Annotated in this window: 17 protein-coding genes, 1 CRISPR repeat array and 1 riboswitch (1 of these 19 cut by a window edge); of the genes, 11 read left to right on the top strand and 6 right to left on the bottom strand. The window is 50.3% G+C overall.

All coding sequences use genetic code 11. The annotated features are described in order from the left end of the window. Positions 1–19: 19 nt before the first annotated feature. Positions 20–442 carry a helix-turn-helix domain-containing protein gene (locus tag TCARDRAFT_RS00985; RefSeq protein ID WP_083795350.1) on the bottom strand — a complete coding sequence of 141 codons (423 nt, stop codon included), beginning with the start codon at positions 440–442 and terminating at the stop codon, positions 20–22. Positions 443–590: 148 nt separating this feature from the next. Between TCARDRAFT_RS00985 and TCARDRAFT_RS00980 the strand changes: the two genes are divergently transcribed. From TCARDRAFT_RS00980 to TCARDRAFT_RS00960, 5 genes are all read left to right on the top strand, one after another. Beyond that, complete coding sequence (locus TCARDRAFT_RS00980; RefSeq protein ID WP_040682878.1) at positions 591–836, top strand: hypothetical protein; 246 nt, start codon at positions 591–593, stop codon at positions 834–836. A 96-nt stretch (positions 837–932) separates the two neighbouring features. After that, complete coding sequence (locus TCARDRAFT_RS00975) at positions 933–1,439, top strand: hypothetical protein (RefSeq protein ID WP_007288135.1); 507 nt, start codon at positions 933–935, stop codon at positions 1,437–1,439. Between the two features lie 38 nt (positions 1,440–1,477). After that, entirely contained in the window at positions 1,478–2,722 is a 1,245-nt protein-coding gene (locus TCARDRAFT_RS00970; protein ID WP_007288134.1) for a secretin N-terminal domain-containing protein, read from the top strand. A gap of 28 nt (positions 2,723–2,750) precedes the next feature. Next, positions 2,751–3,428, top strand: a complete 678-nt coding sequence (locus TCARDRAFT_RS00965; protein WP_007288133.1) for a response regulator — start codon at positions 2,751–2,753, stop codon at positions 3,426–3,428. Between the two features lie 67 nt (positions 3,429–3,495). After that, a complete protein-coding gene (locus TCARDRAFT_RS00960) occupies positions 3,496–3,981 on the top strand; it encodes a glycosyltransferase family protein (protein WP_007288131.1) in 486 nt (161 codons plus the stop codon). Here TCARDRAFT_RS00960 and TCARDRAFT_RS00955 read toward each other — a convergent pair. Beyond that, a complete protein-coding gene (locus tag TCARDRAFT_RS00955) occupies positions 3,978–4,556 on the bottom strand; it encodes a hypothetical protein (protein WP_007288132.1) in 579 nt (192 codons plus the stop codon). The two genes, TCARDRAFT_RS00960 and TCARDRAFT_RS00955, sit on opposite strands and share 4 nt — an antisense overlap. 356 nt (positions 4,557–4,912) lie before the next feature. On the opposite strand from TCARDRAFT_RS00955, the gene TCARDRAFT_RS00950 reads away from it, so the two are divergent. The 3 genes from TCARDRAFT_RS00950 to TCARDRAFT_RS00940 all read left to right on the top strand — a co-directional run bounded on the left by TCARDRAFT_RS00950 (position 4,913) and on the right by TCARDRAFT_RS00940 (position 8,677). Next, positions 4,913–6,214: an IS110 family RNA-guided transposase gene (locus TCARDRAFT_RS00950; RefSeq protein WP_007288130.1), complete on the top strand. Its 1,302-nt coding sequence runs from the start codon at positions 4,913–4,915 to the stop codon at positions 6,212–6,214. Positions 6,215–6,689: 475 nt separating this feature from the next. After that, positions 6,690–7,601 carry an acyl-CoA dehydratase activase-related protein gene (locus TCARDRAFT_RS00945; protein WP_007288129.1) on the top strand — a complete coding sequence of 304 codons (912 nt, stop codon included), beginning with the start codon at positions 6,690–6,692 and terminating at the stop codon, positions 7,599–7,601. Further along, positions 7,598–8,677, top strand: coding sequence for a hypothetical protein (locus TCARDRAFT_RS00940; RefSeq protein ID WP_007288128.1), 1,080 nt, complete (start codon positions 7,598–7,600; stop codon positions 8,675–8,677). Before TCARDRAFT_RS00945 ends, TCARDRAFT_RS00940 begins: the two co-directional genes overlap by 4 nt. Before the next feature lie 134 nt (positions 8,678–8,811). Here TCARDRAFT_RS00940 and TCARDRAFT_RS00935 read toward each other — a convergent pair whose 3' ends face one another. The 3 genes from TCARDRAFT_RS00935 to rbr form a co-directional block, all read right to left on the bottom strand. Further along, positions 8,812–9,111, bottom strand: coding sequence for a nucleotidyltransferase family protein (locus tag TCARDRAFT_RS00935; protein WP_007288127.1), 300 nt, complete (start codon positions 9,109–9,111; stop codon positions 8,812–8,814). Then, a complete protein-coding gene (locus TCARDRAFT_RS00930; protein ID WP_007288126.1) occupies positions 9,108–9,506 on the bottom strand; it encodes a nucleotidyltransferase substrate binding protein in 399 nt (132 codons plus the stop codon). The genes TCARDRAFT_RS00935 and TCARDRAFT_RS00930 overlap by 4 nt, the downstream gene beginning before the upstream one ends. Before the next feature lie 148 nt (positions 9,507–9,654). Continuing rightward, positions 9,655–10,248 (bottom strand): rubrerythrin, encoded by a 594-nt coding sequence (gene rbr / locus TCARDRAFT_RS00925; protein ID WP_007288125.1) that lies wholly within the window; start codon positions 10,246–10,248, stop codon positions 9,655–9,657. Between the two features lie 510 nt (positions 10,249–10,758). Here rbr and TCARDRAFT_RS00920 point away from each other — a divergent pair. Beyond that, positions 10,759–10,965 carry a hypothetical protein gene (locus TCARDRAFT_RS00920; protein ID WP_007288124.1) on the top strand — a complete coding sequence of 69 codons (207 nt, stop codon included), beginning with the start codon at positions 10,759–10,761 and terminating at the stop codon, positions 10,963–10,965. 118 nt (positions 10,966–11,083) lie between these two features. Here the strand turns inward: TCARDRAFT_RS00920 and TCARDRAFT_RS00915 are convergent, their stop codons facing one another. Next, positions 11,084–12,253, bottom strand: a complete 1,170-nt coding sequence (locus tag TCARDRAFT_RS00915) for an ABC transporter substrate-binding protein (protein ID WP_007288123.1) — start codon at positions 12,251–12,253, stop codon at positions 11,084–11,086. Positions 12,254–12,433: 180 nt separating this feature from the next. Then, positions 12,434–12,534, bottom strand: a riboswitch (glycine riboswitch). Between the two features lie 564 nt (positions 12,535–13,098). On the opposite strand from TCARDRAFT_RS00915, the gene cas1 reads away from it, so the two are divergent. Next, the gene (cas1, locus tag TCARDRAFT_RS00905) at positions 13,099–14,097 is read left to right on the top strand and encodes a CRISPR-associated endonuclease Cas1 (protein WP_007288122.1); all 999 of its coding nucleotides are present in this window, start codon (positions 13,099–13,101) and stop codon (positions 14,095–14,097) included. Between the two features lie 26 nt (positions 14,098–14,123). Further along, positions 14,124–14,459, top strand: coding sequence for a CRISPR-associated endonuclease Cas2 (gene cas2, locus TCARDRAFT_RS00900; protein WP_007288121.1), 336 nt, complete (start codon positions 14,124–14,126; stop codon positions 14,457–14,459). Between the two features lie 173 nt (positions 14,460–14,632). After that, positions 14,633–17,063: a CRISPR direct-repeat array (repeat unit 35 nt; unit sequence GTTTAAAAACAAAATCCCCGTAAGGGGACGGAAAC) (it continues 425 nt past the right edge of the window).

Here is a 17,063-nt window from a genome sequence, read left to right as displayed (position 1 = left end):
TTTTTTGAGGGTGAGGCGCTTAATTTTTTTGGGTATATTTCGTTATTAAGTATTCTTGAAATTCGGCCAGGCACCATTGGGCGTGGTCGGGCAGGCGGGCCAGGTCTTCCGGTCGACGTAGCGGCGGCCGGGCGTGGTAGCGCTCCCACGTCTCCATAACTTTGGTTTCATGGGGATGCTTGTCGGCAATGGGTTTACAGAACAGGCTTGCGGCAGCTTCGACGGGGAGGTTAAAAAAGTCCAGCAGGGCGTTGAGGAGATTGACGGTAATATTGGTGCGGGCGCCGCTTTCGATCATGCTCAGGTACGATGCCGACAGCCTTACGCCGTATTTTTTCTCAATAGCCGTGGACGCATCTTCCTGGCTGAGCTGCAACTTTTCGCGGGCGAGCTTGATTTGTTCGCCAAATGTCATGTTATCACCCACCAATATTTTACTCATTATTCCATAAAATCCTGTTAACTATAAGTAAAATAAAACCCGGGTCAATAACTGACAGTTATTGACCCGGCATAGGGAGGCATGTATAATAAAAGTGGGTTGTAAAAATATTGAAATATTGACAAAAAATGCATGGGGAGGGGATGGCGTGCGAAAACTTGAGGCAATTTTGGGGTTTTTGCGCTACATGCAACAGGCCCAAAAGGTAGCAGTAAAAATGGCATTTTTGTCGGCCAGCAAGCTCAGGCGCGAGGATTTCAGCGACCAGGAGTGGGGAGAATTTATCGACTGTTACCAGCAGCTCATTGCCCTCGACTATTTCCTTAGCAGTTTAAAGCGGCAGCTAGCGGACTGGTGCACTGTCGACGGCGTCAATAGCAAAGATTTCTTGTAATCCTGTCGTATTTCGACAGGATTTATTTATGCCGTGTAGAAATCATAAGCTAACATAATCCCCCTTTTTTCGAAAATTGGTGTCTGGAGGCAAGACATGGATTTTCGGGCCTTTCTTGCCCAATTCACAACTAAACAGCGGCTGGCGGCGCTTGTGGCCATTGGCGCCATTATCGCGGGCGCCGCTTATTATGTCACATTGCCGCAAACGGCAGTGGCGCCGCCGACCTCGGGAACCACGGCGCCGGGGAGCGTCACGGTAAAGCCGGTTATGCCCAAGGGCTATCAGCCGCACGGCGTCCTGCGCGATCCCTTTGCCCTGCCCGAGACCCAGCAGCCGGTAAGCGCCGCTCAGCCAACCGGAGCTATTGCGCCGGCGTCGTCGCCGCAGCCGGGCAACAAGGCCCAGGCGGCCCGGCCGGTGCTGACCGGAGTGGTGGCCGGCGGCAGCGCCAAAGCGGCGATTATCCGCTATGGCGGCGAGAGCCGGTCGTATCAGGTGAACGAGTTTATCGGGCCCTATCAACTGCTGGCGGTATACGAGGATTCTGTCACGCTGTGGGGGCCGGACGGCAAACTGGTGCTGACTGTTGGGAAGGAATGAGGTATGAAGTATGAGGTATGAAGTATGAGGTATGAGGTATGAAGTATGAGGTAAGGGGGAAGTGGAAAGTGGTAAGGAAGGTGTGGGGGCGGGTGGCCAGTGGGTTGTGCCTGCTGATGCTTTGCCTGCTGCTGGTTATGCCGCCTGCACTGGCGGCCGGGCCGATGGTCAACATGAACGTCACCGACGCCGAAGTGCGGGACGTGCTGACAGCGTTGGCCAGTGTGGGGCGGGTAAGCATTGTCGCCGACGACTCGGTGACCGGCAAAATTACGATACAACTGCGCAATATTCCCTTCGAGACGGCCCTGGACCTGGTGACCAAAACGAAGGGGCTGACCTACTATAAAACCGGCAATGTCATCGTTGTCGCTTCCGCCGACAAGCTGAGCAAAGGGTTTGGGTCGGTCCAGATTATCAAGCTCAAGTACGCGCGGGCTGACGAGGTAAAAAAGTCCTTGGCGCTTGTTATCCCCGACGAGCGCCTGAAAGTGGACGAGGCCACCAATTCCCTGGTATTTAGCGGTTCGCCGGCGGAAAGCGAAGCCTTGCGCCAAGCCTTGGCCGAGCTGGATGTCCCGTACGAGCAGGTATCGCTGGAGGCCCAGGTGGTCGCCATCAACAGAAATGCGGCCAAAGACCTGGGGTTCGACTGGCAGTGGTCAGGTCTGCCGGCCAATACGGAATTTGACAGTACTAGCGGGACGACCAAAACGACGCGGGAGTATCCCGGCGTTATCAAGTTCGGCAAGGCGTATGATGGCACTCCCTACGAATTCACCTTCCAGGCCAAGCTGAGCGCCCTCATAACAAGCGGCGAGGCCAAACTTCTGGCCAAGCCGAAGATCACGACCATTAACGGCAAGGAAGCCAAAATCCTCATCGGCGACCGTATCCCGGTCCTGGTCGAGCGGACAGAGAACGGCAAAACGACCACGACCATTGAATATATCGACGCCGGCATCAAACTGACCTATACGCCGCGTATTAATGCCGACGGCTACATTACCGCCGCCGTCCACACCGAAGTCAGCACGCCCACGCTGGTGCCGGAGATGAAGGCTTACCGCGTCACCACCCGCGAGGCCACGACCAATGTGCGCATGAAAGACGGCGACACGATGGTCATCGGCGGTCTCATCAGCAACGAGGAGTCGGGCGGGAAAAACCGCGTGCCGCTGCTCAGCGACCTGCCGGTGCTGGGCAAATTGTTCGAGAGCGTGCATAAGACGAAAAACGAGACGGAAGTGGTTATTTTCCTGACGGCGAGGATTGTGAAGTAGATTAATTTGGCAAGGGGGAGGTGCCTACATGCCGATTAATATCTTAGTTGCCGACGACCATGCGCTGCTGAGGCAAGGCATCAAAAACGTGCTGGCGCTGGAAAACGATTTTGCCGTTATCGGCGAAGCCGGCGACGGGGAAGAGACGCTGCGCAAAGCGGCCGAACTGGCGCCTGACGTTATCCTGCTGGACATCAACATGCCGCGGCTGAACGGGCTGGAGGTGACCAAACGCCTCCGCGACAGCCACCCCCAGATTAAGGTGCTCATTCTCACCATCCATGACGACGACAACTATGTCGTGGAGGTTATTAAAGCCGGCGCGGCCGGTTATCTGCTCAAGGACGTCGAACCCAGCATGCTGGTGGCGGCCATCCGCGCCGTCTATGAAGGCGAGTCCTTCATCTATCCTACGCTGGCCAAGAGATTGCTTGATGAGACTATTCGCCGTGGCGAAAAGAAAAAACAGGAGTCTGCCGTGCAGCCGGCGCGGCGCGGCGAAGAGCGCCTGACCTACCGCGAACTGGAAGTGCTGCAACTCGTCGCTCAGGGCCTGAGCAACAGTGAAATCGCCCAGAAGCTTTACTTAAGCGAAAAGACGGTGAAAAACCACTTGACCAATATCTTCCGGAAGATCAATGTTACCGACCGGACGCAGGCGCTTATTTACGCGATCAGGCATAAGATCGTCGTTTTGGAAGAATAGGGCGGGCACTTTTAGGCTTGCCGCTGAATATACTATCCTATCCCGCGACGAAGGGGGGTAGGATAGTTTGTTTTTTTCCTATACGGCGAGCGTGGTCTTAGTGTCCCTGGCGCTGTACGGGCTGTGGTGCTTCCTGAAAGACCTGTGGGACTGGTATTTGGCGCCGCATATCTTTCGCCCGCCCGGCGTGACTTTCCTCATCCTGGTAAAAAATGCCGAGCAGGAGATCGAATACTTGCTGCGCTACCTGATTCGTGAACTGGAAACGGCTGACATAGATGCTGACGCCGTGGTCGTCGACTGCGGTTCAACCGACCTCACCCTGGCCATTATTGAGCGGCTGACGGCCGAAGCCGAGACGGTGACGGTTTTGCCCTTACCGGCGAGCGCCAAGCCGGTCGCCGAAGCGCTGCCGCTTTGCCGGGGACAGGTTGTCCATGTCCTCGACCTGGTTAGCCGGCTGCGCGGCGAGGATTTCCTCGTGGCCGTCTGCGCCCTGCTGCGCAGCGCCGGCCGGACGTCAGCCGCTCGGAACTGGCGCGCTGGCGGCTAGTGCTGCTGCCGCAGCCGCATGATGTCACAGATAACTTCCACCAGTTTTTTGGCAATGGGTAGGAGCTCCGGGGCATAAGTTGCCGCCGCTTCCTGCGCTGCCAGGCCTGCGGCGCGGGGCGAATAGGCAGCGGCCAGGCGGGCGTACCCGAGCTGTTTGTGCACGGCTTTCGCCGTCCAAAGGACGGGAATTGACGCGCCGCCCAGGAGTGCCACCGTGGCGGGGAAAGGCCCGGCTTTGTTTTCCCGCACCGCGGTCACCGCCCGCAAATTCAAGTAGCCGGTGCAGGTGTCTTTCGCCACCCGCGGGGTGCGCACTTTGACCGGAAAGAGGACAAGCCCAGGCGCGAGCGGCAGGGGTTGCAGGATATCGCGGCCGGTGGCGCGGGCGCTCGCCTGGCGCAGGGCCGTAAGGTCGGCCGCCAGGCTCCGCGCCAGGCGCACGAGGACGGTGCGGACCCGGGCGTTGGTCGGATGCGCTGCGCCGTCGGTAGTCAAGATGACGGTGCGGTCGCCGCTCGTGGTGTATTCCGGCAGGATGGCCGCGATTGCATCGGGTGGGGGGTAACGGTGCATACAAAGCCTCCTTTGGGTTAGATGGAAAGTGGGAAGTGGAACCGAACGTATGTTCTGAAAATATGGTAGCAAATTTTTCCGGGGCTGACAAGGTTTTTATGTGAACCGCAAAGATATTCATGCCAATAATTGGCACCACAAAGCATGAAAACGGATAGTCTGCGGCGAATATTTAGCTTGCGGCTGGGCGACCAAAGGACGTCGCGTACTAGCGCTTCGAGCCTGACGCAAAGATTGTCCTCAATCATTCGGTGCATCACTAACTGTCACCTCCTATTGGAGAGTACGCAGGGTAGAATACATCCCTAGAGATGATTGCACCAGTCGCAAAATAAGGCCGCAGAAGGAGAATTAGAATGAGTAACAATGTCCAGGTAGTTTATGAGCGGTGTTGCGGGTTAGACATTCACAAACGCAAAATTGAAGCCTGTGCCCTGGTAGGCGAAAAAATGCGGCGCAACAGTTTCGGCACTACGTCAGAACAGTTGCACAAACTTGCCGATTGGTTAAAAAAACATGAGGTTGAAATCGTAGCAATGGAAAGCACCGGTGTTTACTGGAAGCCGGTTATCAACGTTCTGGAAGCCGAAGGAATAAAAGCGATAATAGTCAATGCTCAGCACATTAAAAACGTACCTGGACGAAAAACCGATGTTAAAGATGCCGAGTGGATAGCTTCGCTTCTTCGCCATGGACTACTAAAACCAAGCTTCATTCCCGAGCGCAGGCAACGGGAAATGCGGGAAATCACAAGATTACGCACCTCTAAAATTCAAGAACGCGCCCGTGAAATCCAACGGCTGCAAAAATTCTTGGAAGGCTGCAACATAAAATTGTCATCAGTGGTAAGCGATATAAACGGCGTAACGGCGAAAGAAATCATCAAAGCAATTGCTGCCGGCGTAAATGACCCCAAAAAACTGGCTGAAATATCTCGTGGTCGGCTAAGTGCTTCCCAGGAAGAACTTGAAACTGCCCTAGACGGAATAGTAAGCCCTGACATTCGCGCTCTAATCCAGATCCAACTTGAAGCTATTGAAGCCTTAGACAAACAAATAGCATCACTAGACTTGATGATGGAAAGGATAGAGCGAGAAGACGAAAATTTTAAGCAAGCCCTGGAGCTAATAGATACAATCCCGGGAATAGGGAAACGGATTGCCCAAGTAATATTGGCAGAAATAGGACTTGACATGAGCCGGTTCCCAAGCGCCAAACATGTGTCCGCATGGTCTGGTCTAGCTCCAGGGAACAACGAAAGTGCCGGAAAGCGAAGATCTGGGAAAGCAAAGCCGGGCAATCCACAGCTTAGGTCGCAGCTAGTTCAGGCGGCCCACACGATAGCGCGGATGAAAAACTGTTATTTATCGTCGTTATATCACCGAATAGCAGCCAGAAGAGGTAAAAAACGAGCAGCAGTCGCAGTAGCACATGCGATTATTGTAATCGTTTACCACATGCTTATTCGCAAAGAACCGTATAAGGAGCTTGGGGAAAACTATTTGTCGGAACAAATGCGTCGCAGCAAAATTAAAAGTTTAGTTAACCTTGTTAAAAACATAAAGAAACTGGACGACGATGTTCAGTTCATTATTAGCGACCAAAGTATTCGGATAATAATTGGCGAAGAAGTAAAAGAGTTCTCAATGACAGGTTGACACTAGAAAATCAGCTTTCTTTTGTACACCAGGCCTGTCAAAAAATAGATTTGCACAGGCTTAGTTTGCTATTGCCTAAAAATGGAGTATGACCAAGGGGGTTGGCGCACCCCGTTTTCAGGGTAGGACGCTAAGGACGCAAAGGGTATACCGGGCGCGACGCCTGTCGCGCCAGAAAAATTGGCGCAACTTCGCGCTCTTTGCGTACTACTCCGAAAACTCTACACCTGTTTTCATTCTTTGTTGGTGTCGTGCTAACGACATGGGGGGTCTACCCTGAAAACGGGTATAATCACACGGTGAATAATGGAACCACAGAGGACGCGGAGGGGATATTTTTTACCTTAGCGCGATGAATATCGCGCCTCTGTGTCCTCCGTGGTTGAAAAAAGTTTTCATGCCTTTTAAGTGCCAATTTTTGGCATGAGTATCTTTGCGGTTAAATAATCAAAACAACTGAAAAGGACTGATTACCATGACCATGCGCATTGGCATCCCGCGCGGGCTTTTATATTACCAGTACGGCAGCCTGTGGGAGCGCTTTTTAAGCGAACTGGGGGCCGAGGTAATCGTTACCGGCGAGACTACCAAAGCCACCCTTGATTATGGCAGCGCCCTTGATGAGGTATGCCTGCCGGTCAAAGTGTATTTCGGCCATGTCTGCGACCTGTGCCGCCAGGGCGTAGATGCCCTGTTTACCCCCAGGCTGGTGAGCGTGGCCGCCGGCCAATACACCTGCCCTAAAATCATCGGTATGCCAGACATGCTCCGCAGCAATCTGCCCAACCTCCCGCCGCTTATCGACTGCTCCGTCAACCTGCGGCGCGGCGCCCGCAGCTTGTACCAGGCCATTGTTGGCGTAGGCCGCCTGCTGGGTAAAGGTTCGCTGCCAACCATCGCCGCCTGGTACCGTGCCTGGCGGTATATTCACAGTATCGTTCCTGCAGCCAGCATGCCGCCGCAAAGGCGGCGCGTCGGCCTCATCGCCCACCCCTATCTCATCCATGACCGGCAAATCAGTATGCGCGTGTTGCAGCGACTCCAGCAGCTGGGCGTGGCCGTTGTCACCCCGGATGCGGTTGCTGCCCGCCGGGCGGCCGCGGCCGCTAAAACACTTGGCAAGAAAATTTTTTGGTCAAACAGCGCCCACATGGCCGGCGCCGCCCTCAGCCTGATGCACGAGGCACCACCGGTGGACGGCATCATTTTTATGAGCTCCTTTGCCTGCGGCCCCGACGCCCTGGTCGGCGAACTAATCAGCCAGCGTGCCCACAACCGGAACATCCCCTGCATGCTGCTCACCCTGGATGAACACACGGCCGAAGCGGGCTTTGTCACCCGGTTGGAGGCGTTTACCGATATGCTGCTACGGAGGAAACTGTCATGATCGTCACTTTTCCCCATATGGGCCATTTAAGCATAGCCCTTAAGGCCATTTTTACCGGCCTGGGCTGCACCGTTCTCCCCCCACCGCCCATTTCCAAGCGGACGCTTGCGCTGGGCGTCAAATACGCGCCGGAAATGGTGTGTTTACCGTTCAAAGTTACGCTCGGCAATTTCATCGAAGCCCTCGAACTGGGGGCGGATACGCTCATCACCTGCGGCGGCGTCGGTCCCTGCCGGCTGGGTTACTATGCCGAAGTGCAGCAGGGCATCCTGCGCAGCCTCGGCTATGATTTCACGATGGTGGTATTTGAACCCAATCTGCCCGATGTCTTGCATAGCATCCGCCGGCTCGCCCCCCGTCTGGGTCTGTGGCAGGTCTACCAGTCCTTTCGCCTTGGCCTGGCGAAGATGAACGCCCTTGACAATCTTGAGCGGCAGGTCTCCTTTCTCCGCGCCCGGGAAGCGGCTGCCGGCGGCGCCAACGACATTTGGCAGGATGCCAGGCAGGCGATTGATGACGCCGCGGACCTTACCACGCTAAGGCGAATATGGCAGGACGCGGCTGCCCGCCTGGCGGCTCTGCCCGTCCGGGCCGAGCCGGCGCCGCTGCGCATCGGCATTGTCGGCGAGATTTATGTTATGCTGGAGCCGTTTGTCAACCTTGACCTGGTGCGGCGGCTGGGAAGTATGGGCGTAGAAGTCCACCAGACCATGTACCTGAGCGATTATGTTAACGGCCACCTCTTCCGCCGCCGGGAATATCTCGATCTTTTTCACCGGCTGGCCTCCCTTGCCCAGCCCTATCTTGGACACTATGTTGGCGGCCACGGCCTCAAAAGCGTCGCCTACGCCCTCCATATGGGACAAAGCGGCTATGACGGGCTTGTCCACGTCTTTCCCTTTACCTGTATGCCCGAAGTGGTGGCCAAAAACATCCTCCCCAAGGCCGCTAGCGATGCCGCCATCCCGGTCCTGTCGCTTGCCTTTGACGAACAGTCGGGCGAAGCCGGCCTAGTGACGCGGCTGGAAGCCTTTGTCGACCTTTTGCGGCTCAGGCGCCGGCGCTGCGGGGGCTAATCGTAAATTTTACCATATTCTTGCCGTGCGCTAAAAACCCGGCGAGCATTGCCGCTCGCCGGGCTTAACTTTTGTGATTATTTGTGATTTTTGGCAGTCTGCGCCAACTCATGTTGCGACAGCCAGCATCCCGCTTACTCATTCCGCCGATAAATCTCTATTCCCTGCTCCTCAATCTTTTGCCGCAGTTTTTCCGCCACCGGGCCATTCATATCAACAACATCGATCTTATAAATCCCTGCCGCTTCATCCAAATCCGACCGCAGCCCTGGCGGGAAACTTCCTTCGCAATACACGGCGATATCTATATCGGAATTGTATTTATAATCGCCCCGGGCGCGCGAGCCAAAAATGACCGCCCGGCTTACCGTTTCCCGCCGCTGAAGTTCTTTGACCATTGCTTGCACAACACGTTCCGGCAAGCCAAACTTCATTTGACCGCCTCCGCTATCTTATTTGCCAAGGTAGCGAACTGGGGAAAATACTTTTCCTTGACTTTGGCATAAATCTGTTTTGCATTCTCTTCATTATAAGTGTGGGCCGTCAAATTGCGGTCGTCGATCATCTCCAGCCAAATCTCGCCGTTATCAATCAGCCCTGCCGTAAAAGCCTCCTTAAAAGCCGCGCGCGGCGACTTGACATCAGCGATTCCTTCATACTCTAGATATGCCTTTATAAGCTTCCAAGCCAGTTCATAGGTAAATTCAAAACGCTGAATAACCCCGTCATAAACTAAGATATTGGATAAATCTTCGGCCAATGCCTCTTGGAGCCGCCGCACCGCTTTTTGGTATTCCTTCGCCCGTTCACTTAATCGCTCAATGTTCACCGCTTAACCCCCCTATTATCGTCAGGGCATTGGTTACTCGCCCCAGCCCTTCTCGCCTTATTACCGCAATAAACCCAGCGTCATATCAAGAGCGCTGGGTTTATTTGCGTCCGGATTAAATTCCTCTATCCCGGCAAAACGCGAGAACTTAGTAGGGTTCGACAAACAGTTCAAAATAGGCTTGGGGATGAACACAGGCCGGGCACAATTCGGGCGCCTCTGTCCCTTCGTGGACATAGCCGCAATTACCGCATTTCCACAAGACCTTTTCATCTCTTTTGAAAACCTTGCCATTTTCGATATTGGCGGCTAGTTTGTTAAATCTCGTTTCATGCCTTTTTTCAGCTGAAGCAATCATTCTAAAGGCGGCAGCAATTTCCGGATAACCTTCCTCCTCGGCGGTCTTGGCAAATGCTGGATAAAGGTCTGCCCACTCCTCATTTTCACCGCTGGCTGCTGCCTTCAAATTATCAAGGGTGGCTGCCTGGGCAACTGGGTAAGCGGCATTAATTTCTATCATCGCTGGCAGTTCACCCGCAAAACCTTCGAGCAAAAACTTATAAAACCTTTTGGCATGCTCTTTTTCATTGTCGGCTGTTTCAATAAATATATTTTTAATCTGCTTATAACCTTCCTTATCGGCCACCGAGGCATAGTAAGTATAACGGTTGCGGGCCTGCGACTCCCCGGCAAACGCCTTCAAAAGATTTTCGGCGGTTTTGGTTCCTTTCAGGCTCTTCATAAGAACCCTCCTCGTTTTTTATTTTATTATACCATATAACATTTATTGCCAACCAATAATTGCTTGATATTTCTATTTATTTGCTATCTGTTTCATGCAATATACTAAACTACCTTTTTCAAGATGGTGTTTAATACATAAACAACATTTACCATGGTATTCACAGTTCCGATTTGGACAGGAACAATTTATATTGTTGCAATTAGCCATCGCCCTCACCTCTTTTGCTAAAATTTAATTAATATTTCGTCTAACAACCAATATTATCCTCCATGCAGTTCGACCCGAAGATAGTGGACGAGTTTCTTAGCATCTTAAATGCCGGAGAGTATCAAAAACTCGCCGGCATTTTTACTTCTTAATACCCCTGATTTAGTCGCCATTAGCAATGTAAAAAAATGCAAAATAATGTCAATAAAAGCTGCCACACATATTCTTTAGATGGTATAATTTACTAAAATACATTTAAAAACAGGTGTTTAGGGAAAAGGTGGGGAGAAAGAGGAACGGATGTACCGCCGCAAGCTGATGAACGGCAAGAGCTATCGCAACGCCATCGTCAACACCATGCGCACCACGCTGTCGGCCAAAAGTGCCGAAACGAGTAAACACGCCGAGCGGCTGCAGGATTTGTGCCTGCGAATTGGCCGGGCGCTTAACCTTTCGGGCAAAGAACTGGACGAAAGGTTAAACTTTTCACTATTTCCAAAAACTTAAATGGTTTTTATGAACTGTCTAATCATTCACCGGTGTTACCAGCGCACGGTCTATAAAGAAAGGTATATTTAGAAGGTAACAGGGCGTGCAATAATGCACGCCCTGTTTTACTGAATTGTTATGGATTAACTTTGGCCTTAAAAACTTGTTTACCGTCCTTCATTTCAATTATTACGGCGCTCTTTACCGCGTCATGGGTGGCATTAAGCGTGGTTGCTCCCGTTACCGCAGGGAAGTTTTGCGTCGCCGCCAAGGCCTGGCGGATTTTGTCCGGCTCGGCGCTATTGGCCCGTTTAATGGCGTCAATCAACAAATTGGCCGCATCATACGCCAGTACGGCGACAGCGTCTGGCTTTTGACCATATTCCTTTTGGTAAGCTTCGACAAAGGCTTTTGAAGCAGGGCTGTTATCTTCAACCGAGTAATGATTGGTAAAATAAGTGTTGTTAAGCGCCGCCGCACCAGCAATTTCAACAAGTTTTGGCGAATCCCAGCCGTCACCGCCGACGATCGGTACCATGATGCCGAGGTCACGCGCCTGCTTGACAATTTTCCCTACTTCTTCATAATAGCCGGGCACATAAAGAATTTCAGGATTGAGTGCTTTGACCTTGGTCAAAATTGTCTTAAAATCCTGGTCCTTTTGCAAATACGCTTCTTCCGCCACAACGCGGCCGCCACCTTTAATAAAAGCATCTTTGAAGAAAGCTGATAGCCCTTTGCTGTAGTCGCTGCTATTGTCAATCAATATTGCCGCCGTTTTAAGTTTTAAGTTGTTAAGTACAAAATTTGCACCGACTGTACCCTGGAACGGGTCAATAAAGCATACGCGGAAAGTGTAATCTTTCACTTTGCCAGTTTTTTCATCAACGGTTACTTTAGGGTTGGTAGCTGCTACCGCTAAAAATGGCACCTTATTTGCTTCCGCTACATTTGACGCGGCAATCGCGTTAGAACTTGCGAACACGCCGGTTACAGCCACAACTTTATCCTGGGTAATCAGTTTTGTCATTGCATTAGCCGATTCTGACGGTTCACTTTTATTGTCGGCAACAATCGCCTGAATTTGCTTTCCCAGCACCCCACCCTTGGCATTGGCTTCCTTAATGGCCAGTTTGGCCCCATTGGCCGCCGAAGTTCCAAAAGTTGCGTTGCCGCCAGTCATCTCATTAAGTAGGCCAATCTTAATGTCTTTAGACGCTGAATTGCCACCGCAGCCTGCCAGAGTAACTGTCAGCCAAACCACCGCCAGCAATACCGTTTTTAATTTACACACTGTTTTATTCATAGACACTTCTCCTTCCCCTATTTAAATTTTTAATGTGCCTTAATACCAAAAAGCATACCCCCGGGCCGAAAAACTGGCCAAAGCGCCTAGCACACCGGCAAAAACAAAAGAGCCAAATCAATAGATTTGACTCTCAAACATGACAAAAGCTAGCTACCGCACAATAAAAAAGCTGCGGTAAGCCTGCCCTCTGTCCTTTTGCCTGAGAGTTTCATCGGTCACTTGCATCCCGACTTGCACCTTCGGCGCCCTATTGAAAGGGACTCTCCAGAGGTCCATCCGTTTACGGTCAAGCACAATAGTCTTACCCCAGTACTTTTCCGTAAACTTCATATGGACAAATGTATTAAATTTTCGGCACATCTTGTTAAAATTATACAAACGGCAGCTGTTGTTGTCAAGCTTTTTGGCAAATTTGTCAAGAGTACATGAAAATGTCACCTAAATTGGTTTATGAAAAAATCAACTTTGCCGTTTATGCACCTGAAAGTTCTTGCCCTTTTACCTTCCGGCCGTCTCTTACCTCTTACCTCATACTTCATACTTCATACCACATACCTAATATTCACAAACTATTGACAACCACCCCCGGCCAATTATATGATATAGGCGTAAAAAATTAGCAAAAACTGTCAAAACCTCCCGCTATAGGCGACGCAAGGCTTCATCGGCATTTTGGTGGTGATTGCTACAAATTTCACATAAAAATTGGCGCGATCCCCGCAAACCGCCGAATCAGCCCAGTAATGTTGCCATGGGGACGGTTCTTTTGACAATGGAAAAAATTAACATTGTCAAAAGAACCGTCCCTTTGACAATAAAGAAGGAGGCGAAATATTCAGCCAATGCGTTCACTTTATGTGACAGACGCGGGAAGCCACCTACAAAAAAGCGGCGGGAGGTTTCTCGTCTGCAAAGGCGAACAAATCCTCCACGCAATACCTGCCGAACAACTGGACAACGTCGTGCTGTTCGGCAGCGTTCAAGTTACGGCCAAAACAATAACCGAATTTTTAAAGCGGGGCATAACGTTGACTTGGCTGTCTAGCGCGGGTGAATTTTATGGCCGTCTTGAATCAACCCGTCATGTCGACATTCATAAGCAACGCCAACAATTTAAAATGGGCGAGCGGTTTGACTTTTGCCTCAAATTGGCCAAATCAATCATTGGGGCCAAAATCGCCAACTGTCTAACCATCCTCCGGCGTTACCAGCGCACGGCCCAAAAAGAAGAAGTAGCACACTATATCGAAGTTATAAAGGTATATTTAGACCGTATCGATTCGGCGGAAACCATTGAAAAAGTTTTGGGTCTGGAAGGCATTGCCGCCCGTAACTATTTTCAAGCCTTATCACACTTAGTTCCCGACGATTTCCATTTTTCCGGCCGTAACCGGCAGCCCCCCAAAGACCCCTTTAACTCGCTTCTTAGTTTTGGCTACACCTTGCTGATGTATGACCTGTATACAATCGTGCAAAATGCCGGCCTTCATCCCTATGCCGGTCTTATCCATAAAGACCGCCAGGGCCATCCCACGTTGGTATCTGATTTAATGGAAGAGTGGCGGCCGACTATCATCGACGCTCTGGTTATGTCGGTCATTCAGCGGCGGGAAATACAGCCGTGCGATTTTTTGCCGCCGGACGAAAAAGGCGGCGTATATTTGTGCCGCGAGGCAGCGGCCTCTTTCATCGCCGCCTACGAAAAACGACTGACAAAGTTAAACAAATACGGCGGCAAAGAGCTCACCTTCCGCCAACTGCTTGCCCGCCAAACAAGTCTGCTTGCCAAAGCAGTCTTGGATGAAGATCCGGATATATATGAGCCTGTATATATACGCTAAGCTAAAATTACGAAACGGTGATGGCAATGGAGAAAAACTGGCTGGAATTGGACGACGAAAGCTTGCCGGCCGCTATGGCCTTACCACAGAAATATTTTGTGCTAGTCATCTATGATATTGTCTGCAATAAGCGCCGCCGGCGCATGGTAAAACTGCTGGAAGCCTTTGGTTTTCGCGTGCAAAAATCGGCTTTTGAATGCCAACTTGAACGGCGCCGGTATGATCGGCTGGTAAAAATCGCGCCAAGACTAATCGACAAAACCGAAGACTCTCTGCGTATTTATCTTTTAAGCGGCAAAATGTCGGTACTGTCATGGGGACGCGAAGAATTTGTTGACGACAACGGCACAATAATAATATGATAATAATGATGAAAAATATAATAAGGAAGGAAGTTGGAATTGCCCCCGCTATAGGAAAATCAAGGCTTCCTCGGCATTTTGGCAATTTTTGGCGCCGCTTGTGCGCCAAAACTAGCGTCAGCCCCGCAAACCGCCGATTCAGCCCAATAACCGTGCGACCTAGCGGGCACAGGGTTTAAAAACAAAATCCCCGTAAGGGGACGGAAACAATTCGCGCCGAATCCATTGTCTTGCCCTTTCTTCGTTTTTATAGTTTAAAAACAAAATCCCCGTAAGGGGACGGAAACGCAAGAGAATGTGAATGATTACTTCGCAGAAATTGCACGCGTGTTTAAAAACAAAATCCCCGTAAGGGGACGGAAACAGTAGGAGATAATTCTGCATCTTTGCTAATTTCTTCGCAAAGAAGTTTAAAAACAAAATCCCCGTAAGGGGACGGAAACTATTCTGGCGCCTTCCAGTCGCCCCATTCACTAGCAACTATGAGTTTAAAAACAAAATCCCCGTAAGGGGACGGAAACGTCGCCCCATTCACTAGCAACTATGACCAGGTTCGCCGGCAAGCGTTTAAAAACAAAATCCCCGTAAGGGGACGGAAACTCGTAAATAATACGAGCTGCTTTTTTGGTTTTGCGAGTCGCAGCGTTTAAAAACAAAATCCCCGTAAGGGGACGGAAACCTAAGTCTACGTCAAGTATATCAGTGTAAGCGTTGGTGATAAGCGGTTTAAAAACAAAATCCCCGTAAGGGGACGGAAACCGTGGTAATCCACACAGTACAAGGAGCAGGGATTTGCGTTTTAGTTTAAAAACAAAATCCCCGTAAGGGGACGGAAACCTGGTTCTCAGGCAGAACCTTATGGTATAAGCCCCTGACAAAGTTTAAAAACAAAATCCCCGTAAGGGGACGGAAACATTGTTTTGGGCGGTTAACTGGTATCACTTCGGGCACAGACGTTTAAAAACAAAATCCCCGTAAGGGGACGGAAACTTTCGGCAGGAAGGTAATATAGGAGAACAATGTCCCCGTTAAACCAGGTTTAAAAACAAAATCCCCGTAAGGGGACGGAAACCTTACCCATCTGCCACATTCGTTCAGCCAAATCATAGTGGTTTAAAAACAAAATCCCCGTAAGGGGACGGAAACAAACTGGTGCCAATTAGCCAATCCATTTTTTACCTCTTACCCGTTTAAAAACAAAATCCCCGTAAGGGGACGGAAACCGCCTTCATCCAGGTGTTTTAACATTACCCAGCCATGGACATGTAGTTTAAAAACAAAATCCCCGTAAGGGGACGGAAACTTAAATTCACTTAATTTCATGTTTATTCTCCTCCCGTTTTACTATTGTTTAAAAACAAAATCCCCGTAAGGGGACGGAAACTACACTTTTCCCAGTCTCCTATATACCAACACGAAATAGAGAAGTTTAAAAACAAAATCCCCGTAAGGGGACGGAAACATGTAATGATTGTATAGCCAATATAGTCATCGGCATTTTCAGTTTAAAAACAAAATCCCCGTAAGGGGACGGAAACTTTCTGGCCCTATTTAGAGTCTTTGCTATTTCAGCGAAGAAAAGTTTAAAAACAAAATCCCCGTAAGGGGACGGAAACTTACTTGAGCAACTTGGCCGGTTATTACCCGAAATTAGCGAGGAGTTTAAAAACAAAATCCCCGTAAGGGGACGGAAACTCAAAAATATAGGCTATGCGCTCTTTTGCGGCTTCAAGAAGTTTAAAAACAAAATCCCCGTAAGGGGACGGAAACCATTTGGGTCAAAATTGTAATTGGCTGGGCCATGTTCGATTAAGTTTAAAAACAAAATCCCCGTAAGGGGACGGAAACCGCTGTCGAAGACGGAAAACGAGAATTTTAGAGACGAGTCGTACGTTTAAAAACAAAATCCCCGTAAGGGGACGGAAACACAACGTAGTCAATGTAATTGATGATACTGTCTGGTATGTCTCCGTTTAAAAACAAAATCCCCGTAAGGGGACGGAAACCATTCTTAATCCTACCTATTTTTTTGTTACCGTCACTGATATGTACTGTTTAAAAACAAAATCCCCGTAAGGGGACGGAAACGAAAAATCTAGGGCAAAGTTTTTAGTGAAGGCCAGGAATTTTGGTTTAAAAACAAAATCCCCGTAAGGGGACGGAAACTGCTAGTTATGACGAATGGCATATTGGCGACTATCCCCCTGTCACGGTTTAAAAACAAAATCCCCGTAAGGGGACGGAAACATTCCTCACTTTCTTCGGCCGGAAGGTAATACAGTAATACAATAGTTTAAAAACAAAATCCCCGTAAGGGGACGGAAACTCGCGGCTAACGACCTCCTTCCAGTCTTGCGTCCTGGTCGGTTCAAGTTTAAAAACAAAATCCCCGTAAGGGGACGGAAACTTTATTCTGGCCGCACATCTTCGCACTCGAAGATGTGCAAAGGTTTAAAAACAAAATCCCCGTAAGGGGACGGAAACATTGAATTGAAGCGATTTACGATAGTACCGTAAGGTACTATATTAGGTTTAAAAACAAAATCCCCGTAAGGGGACGGAAACTATTGTATGGTGCACCGTCGCTTTTGTTTAGACGACTAT

The organism is Thermosinus carboxydivorans Nor1 (assembly GCF_000169155.1).
In the GTDB taxonomy this organism is placed as follows: domain Bacteria; phylum Bacillota; class Negativicutes; order Sporomusales; family Thermosinaceae; genus Thermosinus; species Thermosinus carboxydivorans.
The sequence above is the reverse complement of the archived record's forward strand: the minus strand, read 5'-3'. Positions and strand labels throughout refer to the sequence as shown.